The sequence below is a fragment of the Nostoc sp. genome, from assembly GCF_036917635.1.
Lineage (GTDB): Bacteria > Cyanobacteriota > Cyanobacteriia > Cyanobacteriales > Nostocaceae > Nostoc.
In genome coordinates this window covers 33,279-48,971 of sequence record NZ_JBALCW010000037.1, presented here as the reverse complement: position 1 = coordinate 48,971, position 15,693 = coordinate 33,279, and the positions used below count along the sequence as shown (strand labels likewise).

Below are 15,693 nucleotides of genomic sequence, written 5' to 3'. Positions count from 1 at the left end.
GAAACGCTACAAATTAGGTGGGGATAACACCCACCTAATTAAACTATACTAACAAAGCTTGTTCTTCCTTGGAAATCACGCGCCCTTCATCTTCAAAACCGGCGATTTGATCAAAGTTCAAATACCGATACAAATCATCAGCAAAAGGATGAATTCTACTCGCCACAATATCCAAATATTCCTGCACTGTCGGAAGCCGCCCCAGTAATGCACAAACTGCGGCTAATTCTGCTGAACCAAGATACACTCGCGCATCTTTACCCATGCGATTATTGAAGTTGCGCGTAGAGGTAGAAAACACTGTTGTCCCATCAGCAACTCGCGCCTGATTCCCCATACACAAGCTGCATCCCGGCATTTCTGTACGCGCACCCGCAGCCCCAAAAACGCTATATACACCTTCTTCTTTTAATTGGTATTCATCCATCCGCGTTGGTGGTGCAATCCACAAGCGAGTTTTCACCTCACCAGCGCCTTCTAAAACTTTCGCTGTTGCCCGATAATGACCGATATTTGTCATACAAGAACCGACAAATACTTCTTGCACTGGATCATTAGCAACTTCCGATAATAATTTAACATTATCGGGGTCATTGGGAGCAGCAACAATTGGTTCTTTGATTTCGTTCAAATCAATTTCAATTATTTCAGCATACTCGGCATCAGCATCACCTTCTAATAACACGGGATTTGCTAACCATTCTTCCATCTTTGCGACACGGCGCAGCATGGTACGCTCATCGTGATAGCCCCGCGCGATCATATTTTTCAACAGGGCTATGTTAGAACGCAAATATTCTGAAATTGTCTCTACACTCAGCTTAATTGTACATCCGGCACAAGAACGCTCGGCACTGGCATCTGTAAGTTCAAAGGCTTGTTCAACTTTTAAATCTGGCAAACCTTCCATTTCCAGAATTCGCCCAGAGAAGATATTTTTCTTGTTCTGCTTGTCTGCTGTCAGCAAACCTTTTTGAATTGCCACATAGGGTATAGCATTCACAACATCCCGCAGAGTGACACCGGGTTGCAATTCACCTTTAAATCTTACCAATACTGACTCTGGCATATCTAAAGGCATCACACCCAAGGCGGCTGCAAAGGCCACTAATCCCGAACCTGCGGGGAAGGAAATACCCAAAGGGAAGCGGGTGTGTGAGTCGCCACCAGTTCCCACGGTGTCGGGTAACAGCATCCGGTTTAACCAAGAGTGGATAATACCATCACCGGGACGGAGGGCGACACCGCCACGGGAGGCGAAAAAGTCGGGGAGTTCGTGATGGGTTTTGATGTCTACTGGTTTGGGATAAGCGGCTGTGTGGCAGAAACTTTGAACCACTAAGTCTGCACTGAAACCAAGACAGGCGAGTTCTTTCAATTCGTCGCGGGTCATCGGGCCTGTGGTATCCTGGGAACCAACGGTAGTAATTATGGGTTCGCAGGATGTGCCGGGACGCACACCAGGTAATCCGCAAGCTTTACCGACCATTTTCTGGGCTAGGGTGTAGCCTTTACCTGTATCTAAGGCTTGCTGAGGACGGGTAAAAACTGTGCTGGGTTCTAAACCAAGTGCAAGACGAGTTTTGTCGGTGAGGGTACGGCCGATAAGTAGGGGGATGCGTCCACCTGCACGGACTTCATCGAGGATAGTATCAGGTTTGAGGGCAAAGGTGGAAATGACTTCGCAAGACGTTCCATGCAACGTCTCTACATCAGTGGTGATTTCGCCTTTGTAGGGATGGATGGTAATTACCATGCCGGTTTCGAGTTTGGTGACATCGCACTGAATAGGCAAAGCACCGGCATCTTCAGCTGTGTTAAAGAAGATTGGCGCGATCGCACCACCTAAAACATAACCCCCAGCGCGTTTGTTTGGCACAAAAGGTATATTATTTCCCATGTGCCACAATACTGAGTTGATGGCAGATTTACGCGAGGAACCAGTACCAACAACATCGCCCACATAAGCTACCGGATGCCCTTTCTTTTTCAACTCGGCTATGGTTTGTAAACTTCCCGGCTGGCGTGACTCTAACATCACTAAGGCGTGTAAGGGGATATCTGGGCGAGTTGTGGCGCTTTGGGCGGGTGATAAATCGTCGGTGTTGGTTTCGCCAGGAACTTTAAAAACAGTGACGGTAATCGCTTCTGGAACTGTGGGGCGGAGGGTAAACCATTCAGCTTCCGCCCAAGAGTCTATCACCCGCTTGGCGAAAGGATTGGTTTTTGATAACTCTAAAACATCGTGAAAGGCATCATATACCAAGAGGATTTTGCTTAAGGCGTTGGCGGCATAGGCGGCGATGGGTTCCTTTCCTTGTCCGCCCATTACCAGAGGTGTTTCGGATGAATCTGAGAGGGAAACCGTGGGAAATTGCAATAAATCGATTAAGGATTGCACATTATAACCACCTACCATTGTCCCCAGCAATTGCACTGCTTCTATCCGCGAAACCAAGGGACTGGTGATTTCCTTTTTGGCAATCGCGGTGAGAAATCCAGCTTTGACATAAGCTGCTGGATCTACACCCGGAGAAACGCGATCGCTCAATAAATGTAATAATATCTCCTCTTGACCCTTTGGCGGATTTTTCAGTAATTCACATAATTCTGAGGTTTGCTTCGCATCCAATGGTAAGGCGGGAATACCGAGTTGTCCGCGTTCTGCAAGATGCTTACGGTATTGTTCTAGCATTTTTGTGTTCTCCATTGGGATTTTCTCCCTTTAATTATGAAATATTTTTAGGCAATTCTTGGCTATCAAAGTTTAGCTTATATTTATAGCTGAAAGCCTTACTGGGAATCGCTTATTAACAAGTTTTTTTATACCAAATAAAAAGTATTGGGCGAATGGAATTTGCTACTAAACAAACTCTCGTCCACCTCAGTGGACTAAGAGAAAATTAAGGCTTTTTAACCCAGGTTGGTGGGTTTTGTATTTCGACTCCGGTTCCATCGAGCGACTTGTGCCGAGCGACTTGTACTGACTTGTACTGAGCGACTTGCCCTGAGCGAAGCCGAAGGGAGCCAAAGTAGCGTAGTCGAAGTAAGCCGAGGTAAGTCGAGATGCTCAACACAAGTCTGTACAGCCGCACTTGTGTTAAGTCTAGTAATAATCAATTAGATTGATTGTTGGTTTAACCAAGCTTTTAAATCAGCGACACTAGAAAAATCTAGCAATGCTTCTCCTAAATTCTCTAATTGTTCAATGGATAAATCTTTAATTCGCTTGATTAATGATGCATCAATCTCACCAATACGGCGATTTAGTAGACGCAGTATTAAGTCTTGTTTTCCTTCTTGCCTCCCCTCTTCTTTGGCTTGTTCTCTGTTCCTTTGATAAAGTGGTTCTAGTCGCATAATTAACTCCCTATCATCTGCTTCTAATTGTTGGTTTACTTTCAAGTTTTCGCGCAAGTTGTAAACTAATTCTAGGGTTGCTTTCTGGTATGGATGATCTAATGGTAACGCTTGTAACTCGATAATCGCTTGTGATTGCACGCTTCCCCTACCTAAAAGCCTCAACCACAAAGTTTCCGATGTTTGCGGTAGTTGGTGTATTGCCACAATTGCTGTCCGCAAGGCATCGGGGAGAAAATGTACTCCCGACAACCAACTGTCTTTTTGCATAATTTAATTTACACAATTAGGGCGGGCAAGATGCCCACCCCACAAGAAATTTATTTTTTCGAGGATGCAAATTAAAATATTTTTAGCTTACTAAGCGGTTATTGTATTTTCATTTGATGTTTTATCTGTATTAGATTTTAAGCGTGTTAATCTGCTTTTACGGATGCGTTCGCTGTCTCTAACGCCACCTGCAAGTTCATATTCAGTGCTGTTTTTGCCGTATTTAAAACCAACCCCCATCAGCATTTTGTCTGAAACCTGATTTAAAGTTTTTTCCGTTTCATCCAGCTTTTGTTTAGAAGAGTCAATCATTGCGATCGCAGCGTTATAATTATCAAGCATATTATGAAACTGCTCTATTAACTGAGCCAGGTTTTGCAAATTGTAAGTATGCTCAAAATTGATATTTGGATCGATAGCTTTCAGTCCGGCAACTCTAAACTCAGCTTTTTCTAAAATCCGGGAACTACGTTTTTTTCGAGACATAAATTTAGACCTTTAATAACTCTACAAAGCTATTGTGTCTCAATTAATCTATATTCTGGTTCAGCAAAAAACGCAGTCTTTTAAATATTTTTTTTTACTTACGTCGGTAGTTTTTCGGTATTTAATCACCAAAGGTTGATTTTCAGGGAAATAATATTATGTTTAAGTTGCAGGAAAACTACAATATTGTTGCATAAGCGTAGGCATAGCCCGTCGTAGACATCGCATCTTTGCTTCTTGTCAACAGCGATCGCTTTAATCTTAAGCCTTAATATTGTAATCTTAAGCCTTTATGTTCTAGCTCTAAGGCTTAATATTGTAACTTTAAGGCTTTATGTTTAACCTAGAAGCCTAAATGTTATCACCTTAAGGCTTTATGTTCTAGCTTTAAGGCTTAATGCTGTAACCTTAAGAGTCAATGTTATAACATTGATGACCAAAGTTTGTTGGTGAGTGCAATCATCCCTACATAGTGTAGTTAAAGCTAAAAACTAAAACTAGCGTAGGTTGGGTTGAGGAACGTAGCTTGCTTACCCCAGGGGGTAACCCAACATTATTATTGGTTTAACCAAGCTTCTAAATCAGCAACACTAGAAAAATCTAGCAATGCCTCTCCTAAATTCTCTAATTGTTCAATGGACAAACCTTTAATTTGCAGGGTTAATGAGGCATCAATTTCACCAATACGGCGATTTAGTAGACGCAGTATTAAGTCTTGTTCTCCTTTTTGCCTTCCCTTTTGCCTTCCCTCTTCTTTGGCTTGTTCTCTATCTCTTTGATAAAGTGGTTCTAGTCGCATAATTAACTCCCTATCATCTGCTTCTAATTGTTGGTTTACTCTCAAATTTTCGCGCAAGTTGTAAACTAATTCTAGGGTTGCTTTCTGGTATGGATGATCTAATGGTAACGCTTGCAACTCGATAATCGCTTGTGATTGCACACTTCCCCTACCCAAAAGCCTCAACCACAAAGTCTCTGGTGTTTGCGGTAGTTGGTGTATCGCGAATCATCACCCCATAGGTTTCTTTGTCAGCTTCTTGCCAGTTTTTTGCTTCTAGTAGGTCGCGCAGTATGTTGTATCTGTTGTAGTCAATACCTCTTTCTGATAAGGCGACTACACCAGCTTTTTTTAGTGCTTGAACAATTTGATTAGTAACATTCTCAAGACCCTCGGAACTCTTCGCCGCTAATTTGTCAGCAAGAGTTAGAGAAAAATCTGAAACTTGCTTGTATGTAACTTTATGCCATATTGGAAGTATTACTTTTCCATATTGCAATTCTTTCTGCACCAGCCCTTGTAACTCCCTCTGCGGCCAAGGTTTTTCGATAAATTTTGGGCTAATAACAATTAGCCCAAATCTAGATTCTTTCAGTCCTTTATCAATTGAGCTACTTAAGCTATCTCCCAGTGTCAGAGAAAATTCGTCATACCAAATACGATAGTGTTTTTGTTGTAGCTTTTCAGCTAGTGGTCTCACAAAATCATCTTTATCTTCACTTGCATGGCTGATAAAGATGTCATGCTGATAATTAGACTGTTCCACTTATTAATCCTCCACACCTGCAATTACCGCCAACGCCTTAGCGTAATCTTCCAACCCACCGCGCAAAGCTTCCAACTCACTTCGCAACTTGGGTTCCTCAGACCAACTTTGCTCATGTTCCTTGGGACTCACCCCTACAGGTCGTCTACCTTCCCACGCTTGCAATAACGGATGCCATTTAGCCAAAAACGGCCTTAACCCATTATTCAACACTGCGATGCCTGCGGCGGGCTGCGCCAACGCAATTCCCCCCACTGAATCACGAGCAGCCCCCACATTCAGCCCGGCTGCTTTGAGAACTTCGCGGGTTGTACCAAATAAACTATAAAGAGAGTTCAAAGCTTCTCGTACCAAACCCTGGTCAACTTCTAATGGTTGCACAGCAATGCGCGTCACCAATTCCACATATAGCGACCAAGCCGCCTTCTTTTGTGTGGTGTCAACCTTCCAAGCCATCGAACCAATGCCAAAAGGCAGACTTACAGATACAGTCTCTAATGAAACGCGATGCCTACGGCGGGCTACGCCTACGCGCATATTATTTATAGTAAATTTAACTAATTTATTTAGGTTTATTATAGTAAAATAGCTCATCATCGCTGCAAAATCAGCCTGAGATCATATTTTCGCAGCAACAGGCGCGATCGCACTCTGCATTGATTATTGATCAATCATAACGGATAATGCGATCGCGCATAAATATAAATCAGCAAGATTATGATAGTAATTACATCTATGCATCCACCCGTAGCCGTTTATCCGAAATCTCACCCCTAGCCCCAAGAAAGTCATGTCACTTGCCCAAGAATTAGAACCAGCAAAAGATATAATATTTCCACCAGGAGATATCTATAGTGACGAACCACCATTGGAAAGCGATTTACATCTACGCCAAATTATTTTGTTATTACAATGCTTAGAATTGTGGTGGAAAAACCGCAATGACTTCTATGCGGCGGGGAATTTGACAATTTATTATAGTCAACGTCAGCTTAAATCAGAGGAATTTCGCGGGCCAGACTTTTTTGTGGTGCTAGGATGCGAAAATAAACCTCGTAAAAGTTGGGTGACTTGGCAAGAAGACGGTAAATATCCAAATATCATTGTCGAATTGCTTTCGTCTTCCACAAAAACCACAGACAAAGGCTTAAAAAAACAAATCTACCAAGACATCTTTCGCACACCGGAGTATTTTTGGTTTGACCCTAATAATTTAGAATTTGCGGGGTTTCATTTAGTAGACGCTCATTACCAACCAATAGAACCAAACCCCCAAGGTTGGTTATGGAGTCAGCAGTTAGATTTATATTTAGGCGTGCAGGATAATCAATTACGCTATTTTACGGCACAAGGGCAGTTAGTGCCGACACCGCAAGAATTAGCAGAACAGGAAAAACAGCGTGCAGACGAAGAAAAACAGCGTGCGGACGAAGAAAGACAGCGTGCAGAGCAAGAAAAACAGCGTGCGGACGAAGAAAGACAGCGTGCAGAGCAAGAAAAACAGCGTGCGGAACGCCTAGCCGCTAAGTTACGAGAATTAAATATTGACCCTAATAATCTATAAAGACAATTCACAATTTGCCATAAAGTGACCAAGCCGCCTTCTTTTGTGTGGTGTCAACTTTCCAAGCCATCGAACCAATGCTAAAAGGCAGACTTACAGATACAGTCTCTAATGAAACGCGATGCCTACGGCGGGCTACGCCTACGCGCATATTATTTATAGTAAATTTAACTAATTTATTTAGGTTTATTATAGTAAAATAGCTCATCATCGCTGCAAAATCAGCCTGAAATCATATTTTCGCAGCAACAGGCGCGATCGTACCCTGGATTGATCAATGATAACGAATAACGCGATCGCGCATTTGGGAAAATTTCAACGATGATGCCTAAAAGTACAAACTATCATGAAAAACTGATTCAAGACTTAAAAAATCCACTAGAAGCAGCAGTTTATATCGAAGTTATTTTAGAAGAAAACAATCCGAAAATGTTAAGTAAGGCTTTGAAAAATGTCATAGAAGCGGATGGTGGAGTTGATCAGCTTTCTGCACAAGTCAAGAAACTATACAATAAACTTGACCAGATGCTATTAGAGAAAAGCGAAATTGAGTTTTACAGTCTAAATTCTTTGTTGGATGCTTTAGGGTTACATTTGGCAGTAACAGTAAAGCCGTAAGCTTAATGTTGTAACCTTAATCACCAAAGTTTGTTGGTGAGTCCAATCATCGCTAGATAGTCTATATTGTTGGTTTACAGCGATCGTAAGATGTTGCAAGAATGTGCGGCTAGATATCGCCAGTTTGGTGCGTAAGTCAGTGCAAGGAAAATTTAAGATAAAACATCAAACTGTTAATTATAGTAATTTATCTAACTATTCTACGAATTATTTGCTATAATATCAGCGTTTAATCTAAATTTTATGGTAAATATCTAGATATTTTTAACAAATTCGGATAAGATAATAAATTTGTCTGTTGCATCACACTTCCTTTGTATATGTCCAAAACTTACACCGTAGAAATTAATCACCAAGGCAAAATTCATACTTTGCAAGTTCCTGAAGATGAAACCATCTTATCAGTTGCTGATGCTGCTGGTTTAGAACTGCCGAATTCTTGCAATGCAGGTGTTTGCACAACTTGCGCCGGTCAAATAAGCCAGGGAACTGTGGATCAAACTGATGGTATGGGCGTTAGTCCAGATTTGCAAAAGCAAGGTTACGTATTGCTTTGTGTTGCCAAACCCCTTTCTGATTTGAAACTTCAGACAGAAAAGGAAGACATAGTTTATCAGCTACAATTTGGCAAAGGCAAATAATCAGTGAGCAGTTATCAGTATATCGGATGATTATTCATAACTGAATAACTGTTCACGCAGATTACCAAAACTGAGAAATCACATAAGTATTTCATAGCAACTGATATCAGTTATTCTAGAAAGTACAAATCAACAGGATATACCAAGATGACGACTCATTTTATTACCGCAGAAATTGATTTACAAGAAACTCCCGCAGAATTATTAGAAGTAATTGAAACAGAGTTGAAGAAAGAAGGGGAACCCCTGCGTTGGGCAGTTACCTCTGTGGATGTTGAGGAACAAAAAGCTACAGTTGAAGCCGTTGTTACGAAACGCGATTAATCGCGTCTGGACAATATTTGATGGCTTGTGATTCATCAACTCAGCACTCATAACTCAGCACTCATAACTTAAGATGAATCGTCCATACACCGCTATCTTAATTGTACCAACTGGTGTTGGAGCTGCTATTGGGGGTTATGCAGGAGATGCTTTACCTGTTGCCAGAGTTATAGCACAGGTTTGCGATCGCCTAATTACTCACCCCAATGTCCTTAATGGCGCTTCTTTATATTGGAATCTCCCAAACGCTTTCTATGTTGAAGGTTACGGACTTGACAAGTTCGCCTCTGGATGCTGGGGTTTACGTCCAGTCCGTAACAACAAAGTAGGTTTGCTTTTAGACCAAGGCATTGAGCCAGAGTTACGACTAAGACATATACAAGCAGCCGATGCAGTTAGAGCCACTCTGGGATTAACCATAACAGATTATGTAATTACAGATGCACCATTGAATGTAGAATTACGGACTACAGCATCAGGAGCTAGTTGGGGAACAATTGGCAACCCAGATAGCTTGTTACGGGCGGCTGAGATATTAATTAAAAAAGCGGGTGCAGAAGCGATCGCAGTTGTTGCCCGTTTCCCTGATGATATAGACTCAGAAGCAGTACAGAAATATCGCCACGGTGAAGGTGTTGATCCTTTAGCGGGTGCAGAAGCCGTAATTAGTCATTTGCTAGTGCGAACCTTTCAAATTTCTTGCGCCCATTCTCCCGCCCTTTTGAGCGAACCTCCCCAAGCAGATTTATCTCCCCGTTCCGCCGCCGAAGAATTGGGCTATACCTTTTTACCATGCGTCCTTGTCGGATTAAGTCGTGCGCCACAATTTATAATAGAAAAAAGACAAATTGCATCACAGCAAGAAGATATTTGGGTAGATGAAGTAGATGCTGCGATCGCACCTGCAACTGCTTGTGGTAGCAGTGCTTTACTCAGTTTAAGCCAAAGACGATGCCAAATAATTACAGTAGAAGAAAATAAAACTCTAATAAAAGTTCCTCCCCAACCTTTGAGGATCAAAGCTATACAGGTAAACTCATATTTAGAAGCAGTGGGTGTATTAGCAGCACACAAAGCAGGTATTAATCCCTCCGCTCTCCGTCCCAAATTATTACCTTTGCAGCCAGTAATTAAAAGTTATGAGTTATGAGTTAGGAGTTATGAGTTGTTATCTCCCTCATCTCCCTCATCTCCCTCATCTCCCTCATCTCCCTCATCTCCCTCATCTCCCTCATCTCCCCCTAAAACCCGTGATTGAACAACAAAAGAAAGAGCCAGAAATTCCATACCTGACGCGCATCCAAGTACTTGGGGCGATGGGAACGACTGCAATCATTTTGTTAATAGTCGCCAAACTTTCGTTATACCTTGGCAACTTTTCCCTATTTTCTTGGGACTTGAACCAAAGAGAGTTGCTCTTAGGTGTAGGGTTAGGATTCGCCATCACCGCGTTAAGTGGCGTAGCTTATCGCGTTTGGACTGCCTATCGTCAAAGTGCAGATTATTATCTAGAAGTGGTACTGAAGCCCTTGGCCTTACCGGACTTAATTTGGCTGGGGTTACTACCAGGGTTGAGTGAAGAATTATTATTTAGAGGTGTAATGCTGCCAGCTTTAGGCTTAGATCATGTGGCTGTCATTATATCCAGTCTTTGCTTTGGCATCTTGCATTTTAGCGGTTCTCAACAATGGCCTTATGTGATTTGGGCAACAATTGTCGGGATGATATTCGCCTATAGTGCTCTGCTCACGGGCAACTTATTAGTGCCGATTGTCGCTCACATTATTACCAATTGGATTTCTAGCTATTTCTGGAAAATGTCGCAATTACGGCAATTAAAAAATAAATTTTGAGCTTCTAGGAATAGTGCGTAGGCGTAGCCCAACCCACGCATCGCACACTGAGCTAATAGTCCCTAGAGGACGCAAGGAATCTACTGTTGCGCTTTCTGTTGGGGAGGAAGCCTACACTACACTCAAAGACTCAGTGTAGGGAGTTCACTCAATTAGACTATAATACATACATTTAAGATCAATTCACGAAAACTATGATCCGTCATATAGATAGATTTTCGTAGGATCATGGCATAGCCATGCTCTGTCCAATGTATTTATATCATTATTAAACAATGGTGTAAATCCCAACTCTTTCCCGCACTTCGTGCCGCTACGCAAAACTAAAAAAAGCCAGTAGTAAGCTTCTCTTTTGTTAAGAGCCTTAAAAAGTAACGAAAGTGTTATAGGGCATAACTGAGGTTAGTGCCTCAAAATACCCCTGAAAGCGAGTCCTTGTTTAATAAGTTTTGTGTAGAATTTGGTGGAGAGGTTATTTACTTGATTCTCAATTGCAGCAAACCAGGTTTCATTTATGAATCAGTCTTTTTCTCAAAACCAAGCAAGACGAAATCGTGAACAAAGGCTGACGGGGCGCCAAAAATGGAGTTTAAAAACTAAAGCAATTGTTTGGGCAATAAGCATTAGTATTCTTCCTGTGGTTGCAATTGGAACAGCTACTTACTACTACGGCATTAATTTAATTACCAAGCAAATTCCGCAAGTAAGACTTGAGAGTGCAACAAGTTCAACAGAAACTGAAGCTCTACAGAGACAATTGTTACTCTTGTTAAGTGGTATGGGAGTAACAGCAATTTTAACAGGTGCGATCGCTGTTTTTGTGACTAATCGAGCTATTAGTCGAGTCAGCAAAGCTGCTGCCATTTCTAATAGTATCAAAAACAAGCTACGTCCAGACAGTGAATATACTCAATATTTCATCGCTAGCGAAGATGAATTAGTGATGTTAGAGAGAAATATAAACTTATTCACAGAACTGCTTTCAGTTTTGATAAAGGAGAAAGAAGCCGAAGCTGATTACTCCCAATTATTAATTAAAATTACGCGATGGATTCGAGAATCATTCAATGAAGAAGATGTTCTCAAAACTACCTCAGAAGAAATTCGTAAAGCTTTAAGCATTGACCGCGTAACCATTTTTTGCTTTAACTCTAACTATAACAATGGAACATTTATCGCAGAATCAGTTGCACCTGGTTTACCGAAAATTTTAGGGTTTACAGTCTCTGAACCTGGCTTTGAAGCAGGGTATATAGAAAAATATCAGAATGGTTCCATCCATGCCATTGATAATATTCATCAAGCCGATCTCAGCGATAATGATATTGAGTTGCTAGAGCAATTTGCTGTCAAATCTAATTTAGTAGCACCTATTCTCAAAGGCAAACAGCTATTCGGTTTATTGATTGCACATCAGTGTTCTAGAATTCGCTTTTGGCAGCAGTCTGAGATTGATTTGTTCATTCAGATAGCTATACAAATAGGATTTGCCCTTGACTACACTAAACTTCTAGAACAAGTTGATACCAAAGCAGATAAAGCTCAGGTATTTATCGAAATTACCCGCAGCATTCGCCAATCGCTCAACGAAGAGGATGTCATCAAAACCACCGTGGAAGAGGTTCGTAAAGCATTAAGTACTGACCGAGTGCTGGTTTATAGCTTTAGCGCTAATTGGTCTGGAACTGTGATTGCAGAATCAGTGGTTCCAGGTTATCCCAAAGTTTTGCGGTCTGAAATTCAAGACCCATGTTTCGCTCAGGATTATGTAGAAAAGTATCAGTCTGGTCGCGTTCAAGCCATAAATAACATTTATGAAGCAGGTTTGCGTGATTGTCATATTAATCTGCTCGAATCCTTTGCTGTGAAAGCAAATTTGGTCGCACCCATTCTCAAAGATCAACAGCTTTTTGGCTTATTAATTGCACATCAATGCTCCCGACCCCGTGATTGGCAACAGTCTGAGATTGATTTATGTGCTCAAATAGCGATGGAAGTGGGATTTGCTCTCGACAATGCAAGACTCGTGCAACGAATCGAGGCTGAGAATGTGCAAAGTCAATTGCTGGCGGATACTATAGGTAGCATTCGCCAATCGCTCAACGAAGAGGATGTCCTCAAAACCACTGTGGAAGAAGTTCGCAAAGTACTGGCTACTGACCGAGTGATGGTTTATAGCTTAAATGGTGATTGGTCTGGAACTGTGATTGCCGAATCAGTTGTTCTCACCTACCCAAAAGTTTTACGATCTGAAATCGAAGACCTCTATTTTGGTCAAGGCTATGTAGATGATTATCAGTCTGGTCGCGTTTTAGCAGTAAATAACATTTATGAAGCCGGTTTGGCTGATTATCACATTAGCCTGCTCGAATCTTTTGCTGTCAAAGCAAATTTAGTTGCTCCGATTCTTAAGGATGAACAGCTATTTGGTTTATTAATTGCACATCAGTGTTCCAAACCTCGTGATTGGCAACAATCTGAGATTGATTTATTTGGCCAAATAGCCATGCAAGTGGGATTTGCTCTGGACCATGCAAGACTCTTGCAACGAATCGAAGCTGAAAGTAAGCGAAGTCAGTTACTGGTGGATATTACCCGCAGTATTCGCCAATCGCTTAAGGAAGAGGATGTCATCAAAACGACTGTAGAAGAGGTTCGCAAAGGACTGAGTGTTGAGCGAGTATTGGTTTATAGCTTTTACGCTAATTGGTTTGGAATTATAATTGCTGAATCAGTAGTTCCAGGTTATCCCAAAGTTTTGCGGTCTAAAATCTACGATCCGTGTTTTACTGAAAATTATATAGAAAAGTACAAGTCTGGTCGTGTTGTCGCAATAAACAACATTTATCAGGCCGGTTTGGCTGATTGTCACATTAAACTGCTGGAATCCTTTGGTGTGAAAGCAAATTTAGTAGCACCCATTATGAAAGATGAGCAGCTATTTGGCTTGTTAGTTGCACATCAGTGTTCTAGCCCCCGTGATTGGCAACAGCCTGAGATTGACTTATTTGCCCAGATAGCTATGCAAGTAGGATTTACTCTCGATCATGCTAGACTCCTACAAGCGTATCAAGCTACTGAAGCGAACTCTGGTGAATAGCTTTGTAAAAGAGGCAAGGGAGCAGGGAGCTTTCTAGCGGGGGAAAGTCAAAAGCTTGATGCAGGTTCTTTTTCCCCTTTTCTCCGTGCAAGAACTGCTCCTTGTCCTCTTTTAACCCAACTGTATTGGGCTGAGTGTAAGTAGGTAGGCAAGATAAAAGCAAGCTATGTAACGAAAAGTAAAATCTCTGTATTTGGCTCGTAGTTGTGCTGTCTTGCGCTTTAGCGCAACTACGAGCCAGTGATGATTATTTGCGCCCACTTACTTAGTTTTTGACGAAGAAGCTGCTAGAGCGATCGCTAATGGTAAAATCCGATGTTCCTGAATTTGAATCCTGGCATGGAGTGTTTCTGCTGTATCATCCGGCAATACTGGTACTGCGGCTTGCATTAATATTGGGCCACTGTCCATTTCTAAACAAGCTATATGCACTGTACAACCAGTAATTTTTACCCCAGATGCCAAGGCTTGCTCTACAGCATGGATTCCCTTGAAACTAGGTAACAAACTAGGATGGATATTAATAATTTTATCAGGAAAGGCATCGATGAAAACTGATGTTAATAATCGCATCCAACCTGCCAAAATCACCCATTCTACATTGTAGTGCTGCAATGTCTGCACAATTTTCTCATCAAACTCTTCTCGGCTTTGATAGTTGCGATGATTTAATAAAACAGCTTCTACACCTCTTTTGGCTGCTTTTACGGCTGCTTTCGCCGAAGGGTTATTGTAAATTAAAACTTGAATTTGAGCATTTAGCTGCCCATCTTGGATAGCTTGGGCAACTACGTCAAAATTGCTGCCATTCCCAGAAGCCATAATTCCCAGTTTTAAAGGGGTAATTGGTTGGCAAATATCGCTAATACTAGGATAAACCAAGCTAGGGGTAGAATCAGGGCAAAGGTTCATAACAGCTAAGAGGAAAAATTATAGATGCAAAAAAAATATACTAAGTCGTGGTTGGATACTGATACAGTAGCCGCCTGGATTTTTCTCACACCAGCACTAATTTTACTAGGGATTTTTATTATTTGGCCGATCGCCTATTTGTTCTACCTCAGTTTCACTGCTGGTAGTTTCACTCTAAAAGGTATTTATTGGATAGGCTTAAAAAACTATTGGCGCTTGCTACTTAACCCCGACTTCTGGCAAGTTCTGGGTAACACTTTTTATTTTACTGTTGCCACGATCATTCCCAGTTTAGTTATCTCTTTGGGATTAGCAGTTTTATTAAACCGCTCCATTCCTTTCCGGGGCATCCTGCGAAGTGCCTATTTTCTGCCTTCAATTATCTCACTTGTGGCAGCCGGTTTAGGATTTCGCTGGCTGTTTCAAACATCAGGGCCAGTTAACGGACTTTTAGATTTTTTTGGCATTATAAACATATCTTGGTTAGGAGACACATTTTGGGCAATGCCAGTAATTATTTTAATGAGTATTTGGAAACAACTCGGTTTCAATATGGTAGTTTTTTTAGCAGGGTTGCAAGCAATTCCTCTCAGTCGTTATGAAGCAGCAGATTTAGATGGAGCAAATGCTTGGCAACAATTTTGGTATATTACTCTGCCTGGATTGCGCCCTACTGTGATATTTGCAATCATCACTACCGCGATTTTTACATTGCGGAGTTTTGAGCAAGTTTTTGTGATGACTGGCGGTGGACCACTGAATTCGACTAATTTGCTGGTTTACTACATTTACCAAGAGGCTTTTGGCCAATTTGATTTTGGTTATGCCGCCGCCGCCACAACGGTGTTACTAGCAGTGACACTGGTACTCGTTTATTTGCAACTGCAAACTTGGGGAGAGGAGTAGCGGAGGCAGGGGGGGAATTTTGGAAGTTGCTAATACTATTTCTTTGTAAGGCTGCGCTAAAGCCTTTTAACTTCTTTCTTTCTTCGTGTCCTTCGCGTGCTTTGCGGTTCGTTTT

The 15,693-nt window shown here is 41.7% G+C and carries 15 protein-coding genes and 2 pseudogenes; 8 read left to right on the top strand and 9 right to left on the bottom strand.

Going from position 1 to position 15,693, the window contains the following annotated elements; all coding sequences use genetic code 11:
- Positions 1 to 43: 43 nt before the first annotated feature.
- The 6 genes and pseudogenes from acnB to V7K32_RS10150 all read right to left on the bottom strand — a co-directional run bounded on the left by acnB (position 44) and on the right by V7K32_RS10150 (position 6,197).
- On the bottom strand, positions 44 to 2,695 hold the full coding sequence (gene acnB, locus V7K32_RS10175) for a bifunctional aconitate hydratase 2/2-methylisocitrate dehydratase (protein ID WP_334992769.1): 2,652 nt from the start codon (positions 2,693 to 2,695) through the stop codon (positions 44 to 46).
- A gap of 425 nt (positions 2,696 to 3,120) precedes the next feature.
- Positions 3,121 to 3,630: pseudogene (locus V7K32_RS10170) on the bottom strand (DUF4351 domain-containing protein); the annotation flags it as partial.
- A gap of 90 nt (positions 3,631 to 3,720) precedes the next feature.
- Entirely contained in the window at positions 3,721 to 4,116 is a 396-nt protein-coding gene (locus V7K32_RS10165) for a hypothetical protein (RefSeq protein WP_334992708.1), read from the bottom strand.
- A gap of 556 nt (positions 4,117 to 4,672) precedes the next feature.
- Positions 4,673 to 5,119: pseudogene (locus V7K32_RS10160) on the bottom strand (DUF4351 domain-containing protein); the annotation flags it as partial.
- Positions 5,064 to 5,660 carry a TIR domain-containing protein gene (locus tag V7K32_RS10155; RefSeq protein WP_334992706.1) on the bottom strand — a complete coding sequence of 199 codons (597 nt, stop codon included), beginning with the start codon at positions 5,658 to 5,660 and terminating at the stop codon, positions 5,064 to 5,066. The gene V7K32_RS10155 and the pseudogene V7K32_RS10160, both read right to left, overlap by 56 nt.
- Positions 5,661 to 5,663: 3 nt before the next feature.
- Positions 5,664 to 6,197: a hypothetical protein gene (locus tag V7K32_RS10150; protein ID WP_334992704.1), complete on the bottom strand. Its 534-nt coding sequence runs from the start codon at positions 6,195 to 6,197 to the stop codon at positions 5,664 to 5,666.
- A 253-nt stretch (positions 6,198 to 6,450) separates the two neighbouring features.
- Here V7K32_RS10150 and V7K32_RS10145 point away from each other — a divergent pair, with 253 nt between their 5' ends.
- The gene (locus V7K32_RS10145; RefSeq protein WP_334992702.1) at positions 6,451 to 7,224 is read left to right on the top strand and encodes a Uma2 family endonuclease; all 774 of its coding nucleotides are present in this window, start codon (positions 6,451 to 6,453) and stop codon (positions 7,222 to 7,224) included.
- Positions 7,225 to 7,231: 7 nt separating this feature from the next.
- On the opposite strand, the gene V7K32_RS10140 is transcribed toward V7K32_RS10145, so the two are convergent.
- Positions 7,232 to 7,375 carry a hypothetical protein gene (locus V7K32_RS10140; protein ID WP_334992700.1) on the bottom strand — a complete coding sequence of 48 codons (144 nt, stop codon included), beginning with the start codon at positions 7,373 to 7,375 and terminating at the stop codon, positions 7,232 to 7,234.
- A gap of 173 nt (positions 7,376 to 7,548) precedes the next feature.
- On the opposite strand from V7K32_RS10140, the gene V7K32_RS10135 reads away from it, so the two are divergent.
- The 4 genes from V7K32_RS10135 to V7K32_RS10120 all read left to right on the top strand — a co-directional run bounded on the left by V7K32_RS10135 (position 7,549) and on the right by V7K32_RS10120 (position 9,957).
- Positions 7,549 to 7,842 carry a helix-turn-helix domain-containing transcriptional regulator gene (locus tag V7K32_RS10135; RefSeq protein ID WP_334992767.1) on the top strand — a complete coding sequence of 98 codons (294 nt, stop codon included), beginning with the start codon at positions 7,549 to 7,551 and terminating at the stop codon, positions 7,840 to 7,842.
- A 320-nt stretch (positions 7,843 to 8,162) separates the two neighbouring features.
- Positions 8,163 to 8,483: a 2Fe-2S iron-sulfur cluster-binding protein gene (locus V7K32_RS10130; protein WP_334992698.1), complete on the top strand. Its 321-nt coding sequence runs from the start codon at positions 8,163 to 8,165 to the stop codon at positions 8,481 to 8,483.
- A gap of 147 nt (positions 8,484 to 8,630) precedes the next feature.
- Positions 8,631 to 8,807: a hypothetical protein gene (locus V7K32_RS10125; RefSeq protein ID WP_334992696.1), complete on the top strand. Its 177-nt coding sequence runs from the start codon at positions 8,631 to 8,633 to the stop codon at positions 8,805 to 8,807.
- A 73-nt stretch (positions 8,808 to 8,880) separates the two neighbouring features.
- On the top strand, positions 8,881 to 9,957 hold the full coding sequence (locus V7K32_RS10120) for a DUF3326 domain-containing protein (RefSeq protein WP_334992694.1): 1,077 nt from the start codon (positions 8,881 to 8,883) through the stop codon (positions 9,955 to 9,957).
- Positions 9,958 to 9,965: 8 nt separating this feature from the next.
- Here V7K32_RS10120 and V7K32_RS10115 read toward each other — a convergent pair whose 3' ends face one another.
- Entirely contained in the window at positions 9,966 to 10,094 is a 129-nt protein-coding gene (locus V7K32_RS10115; RefSeq protein ID WP_334992777.1) for a hypothetical protein, read from the bottom strand.
- Between V7K32_RS10115 and V7K32_RS10110 the strand changes: the two genes are divergently transcribed.
- Both V7K32_RS10110 and V7K32_RS10105 read left to right on the top strand, forming a co-directional pair.
- Positions 10,058 to 10,660, top strand: coding sequence for a CPBP family intramembrane glutamic endopeptidase (locus tag V7K32_RS10110; RefSeq protein ID WP_334992692.1), 603 nt, complete (start codon positions 10,058 to 10,060; stop codon positions 10,658 to 10,660). The two genes, V7K32_RS10115 and V7K32_RS10110, sit on opposite strands and share 37 nt — an antisense overlap.
- A 514-nt stretch (positions 10,661 to 11,174) precedes the next feature.
- Positions 11,175 to 13,760: a GAF domain-containing protein gene (locus V7K32_RS10105; protein WP_334992690.1), complete on the top strand. Its 2,586-nt coding sequence runs from the start codon at positions 11,175 to 11,177 to the stop codon at positions 13,758 to 13,760.
- A gap of 261 nt (positions 13,761 to 14,021) precedes the next feature.
- Here V7K32_RS10105 and purN read toward each other — a convergent pair whose 3' ends face one another.
- Positions 14,022 to 14,672, bottom strand: coding sequence for a phosphoribosylglycinamide formyltransferase (purN, locus tag V7K32_RS10100; RefSeq protein ID WP_334992688.1), 651 nt, complete (start codon positions 14,670 to 14,672; stop codon positions 14,022 to 14,024).
- 24 nt (positions 14,673 to 14,696) lie between these two features.
- Here purN and V7K32_RS10095 point away from each other — a divergent pair, with 24 nt between their 5' ends.
- Positions 14,697 to 15,578: a carbohydrate ABC transporter permease gene (locus tag V7K32_RS10095; RefSeq protein WP_334992686.1), complete on the top strand. Its 882-nt coding sequence runs from the start codon at positions 14,697 to 14,699 to the stop codon at positions 15,576 to 15,578.
- Positions 15,579 to 15,693: the final 115 nt, after the last annotated feature.

Bases quoted from the DNA above. Each gene is read 5' to 3' on its own strand.
- acnB (WP_334992769.1), bottom strand. From the start codon at position 2,695: ATGCTAGAACAATACCGTAAGCATCTTGCAGAACGCGGACAACTCGGT.
- V7K32_RS10165 (WP_334992708.1), bottom strand. From the start codon at position 4,116: ATGTCTCGAAAAAAACGTAGTTCCCGGATTTTAGAAAAAGCTGAGTTT.
- V7K32_RS10150 (WP_334992704.1), bottom strand. From the start codon at position 6,197: ATGCGCGTAGGCGTAGCCCGCCGTAGGCATCGCGTTTCATTAGAGACT.
- V7K32_RS10145 (WP_334992702.1), top strand. From the start codon at position 6,451: ATGTCACTTGCCCAAGAATTAGAACCAGCAAAAGATATAATATTTCCA.
- V7K32_RS10140 (WP_334992700.1), bottom strand. From the start codon at position 7,375: ATGCGCGTAGGCGTAGCCCGCCGTAGGCATCGCGTTTCATTAGAGACT.
- V7K32_RS10135 (WP_334992767.1), top strand. From the start codon at position 7,549: ATGCCTAAAAGTACAAACTATCATGAAAAACTGATTCAAGACTTAAAA.
- V7K32_RS10130 (WP_334992698.1), top strand. From the start codon at position 8,163: ATGTCCAAAACTTACACCGTAGAAATTAATCACCAAGGCAAAATTCAT.
- V7K32_RS10125 (WP_334992696.1), top strand. From the start codon at position 8,631: ATGACGACTCATTTTATTACCGCAGAAATTGATTTACAAGAAACTCCC.
- V7K32_RS10120 (WP_334992694.1), top strand. From the start codon at position 8,881: ATGAATCGTCCATACACCGCTATCTTAATTGTACCAACTGGTGTTGGA.
- V7K32_RS10115 (WP_334992777.1), bottom strand. From the start codon at position 10,094: ATGGAATTTCTGGCTCTTTCTTTTGTTGTTCAATCACGGGTTTTAGGG.
- V7K32_RS10105 (WP_334992690.1), top strand. From the start codon at position 11,175: ATGAATCAGTCTTTTTCTCAAAACCAAGCAAGACGAAATCGTGAACAA.
- purN (WP_334992688.1), bottom strand. From the start codon at position 14,672: ATGAACCTTTGCCCTGATTCTACCCCTAGCTTGGTTTATCCTAGTATT.
- V7K32_RS10095 (WP_334992686.1), top strand. From the start codon at position 14,697: ATGCAAAAAAAATATACTAAGTCGTGGTTGGATACTGATACAGTAGCC.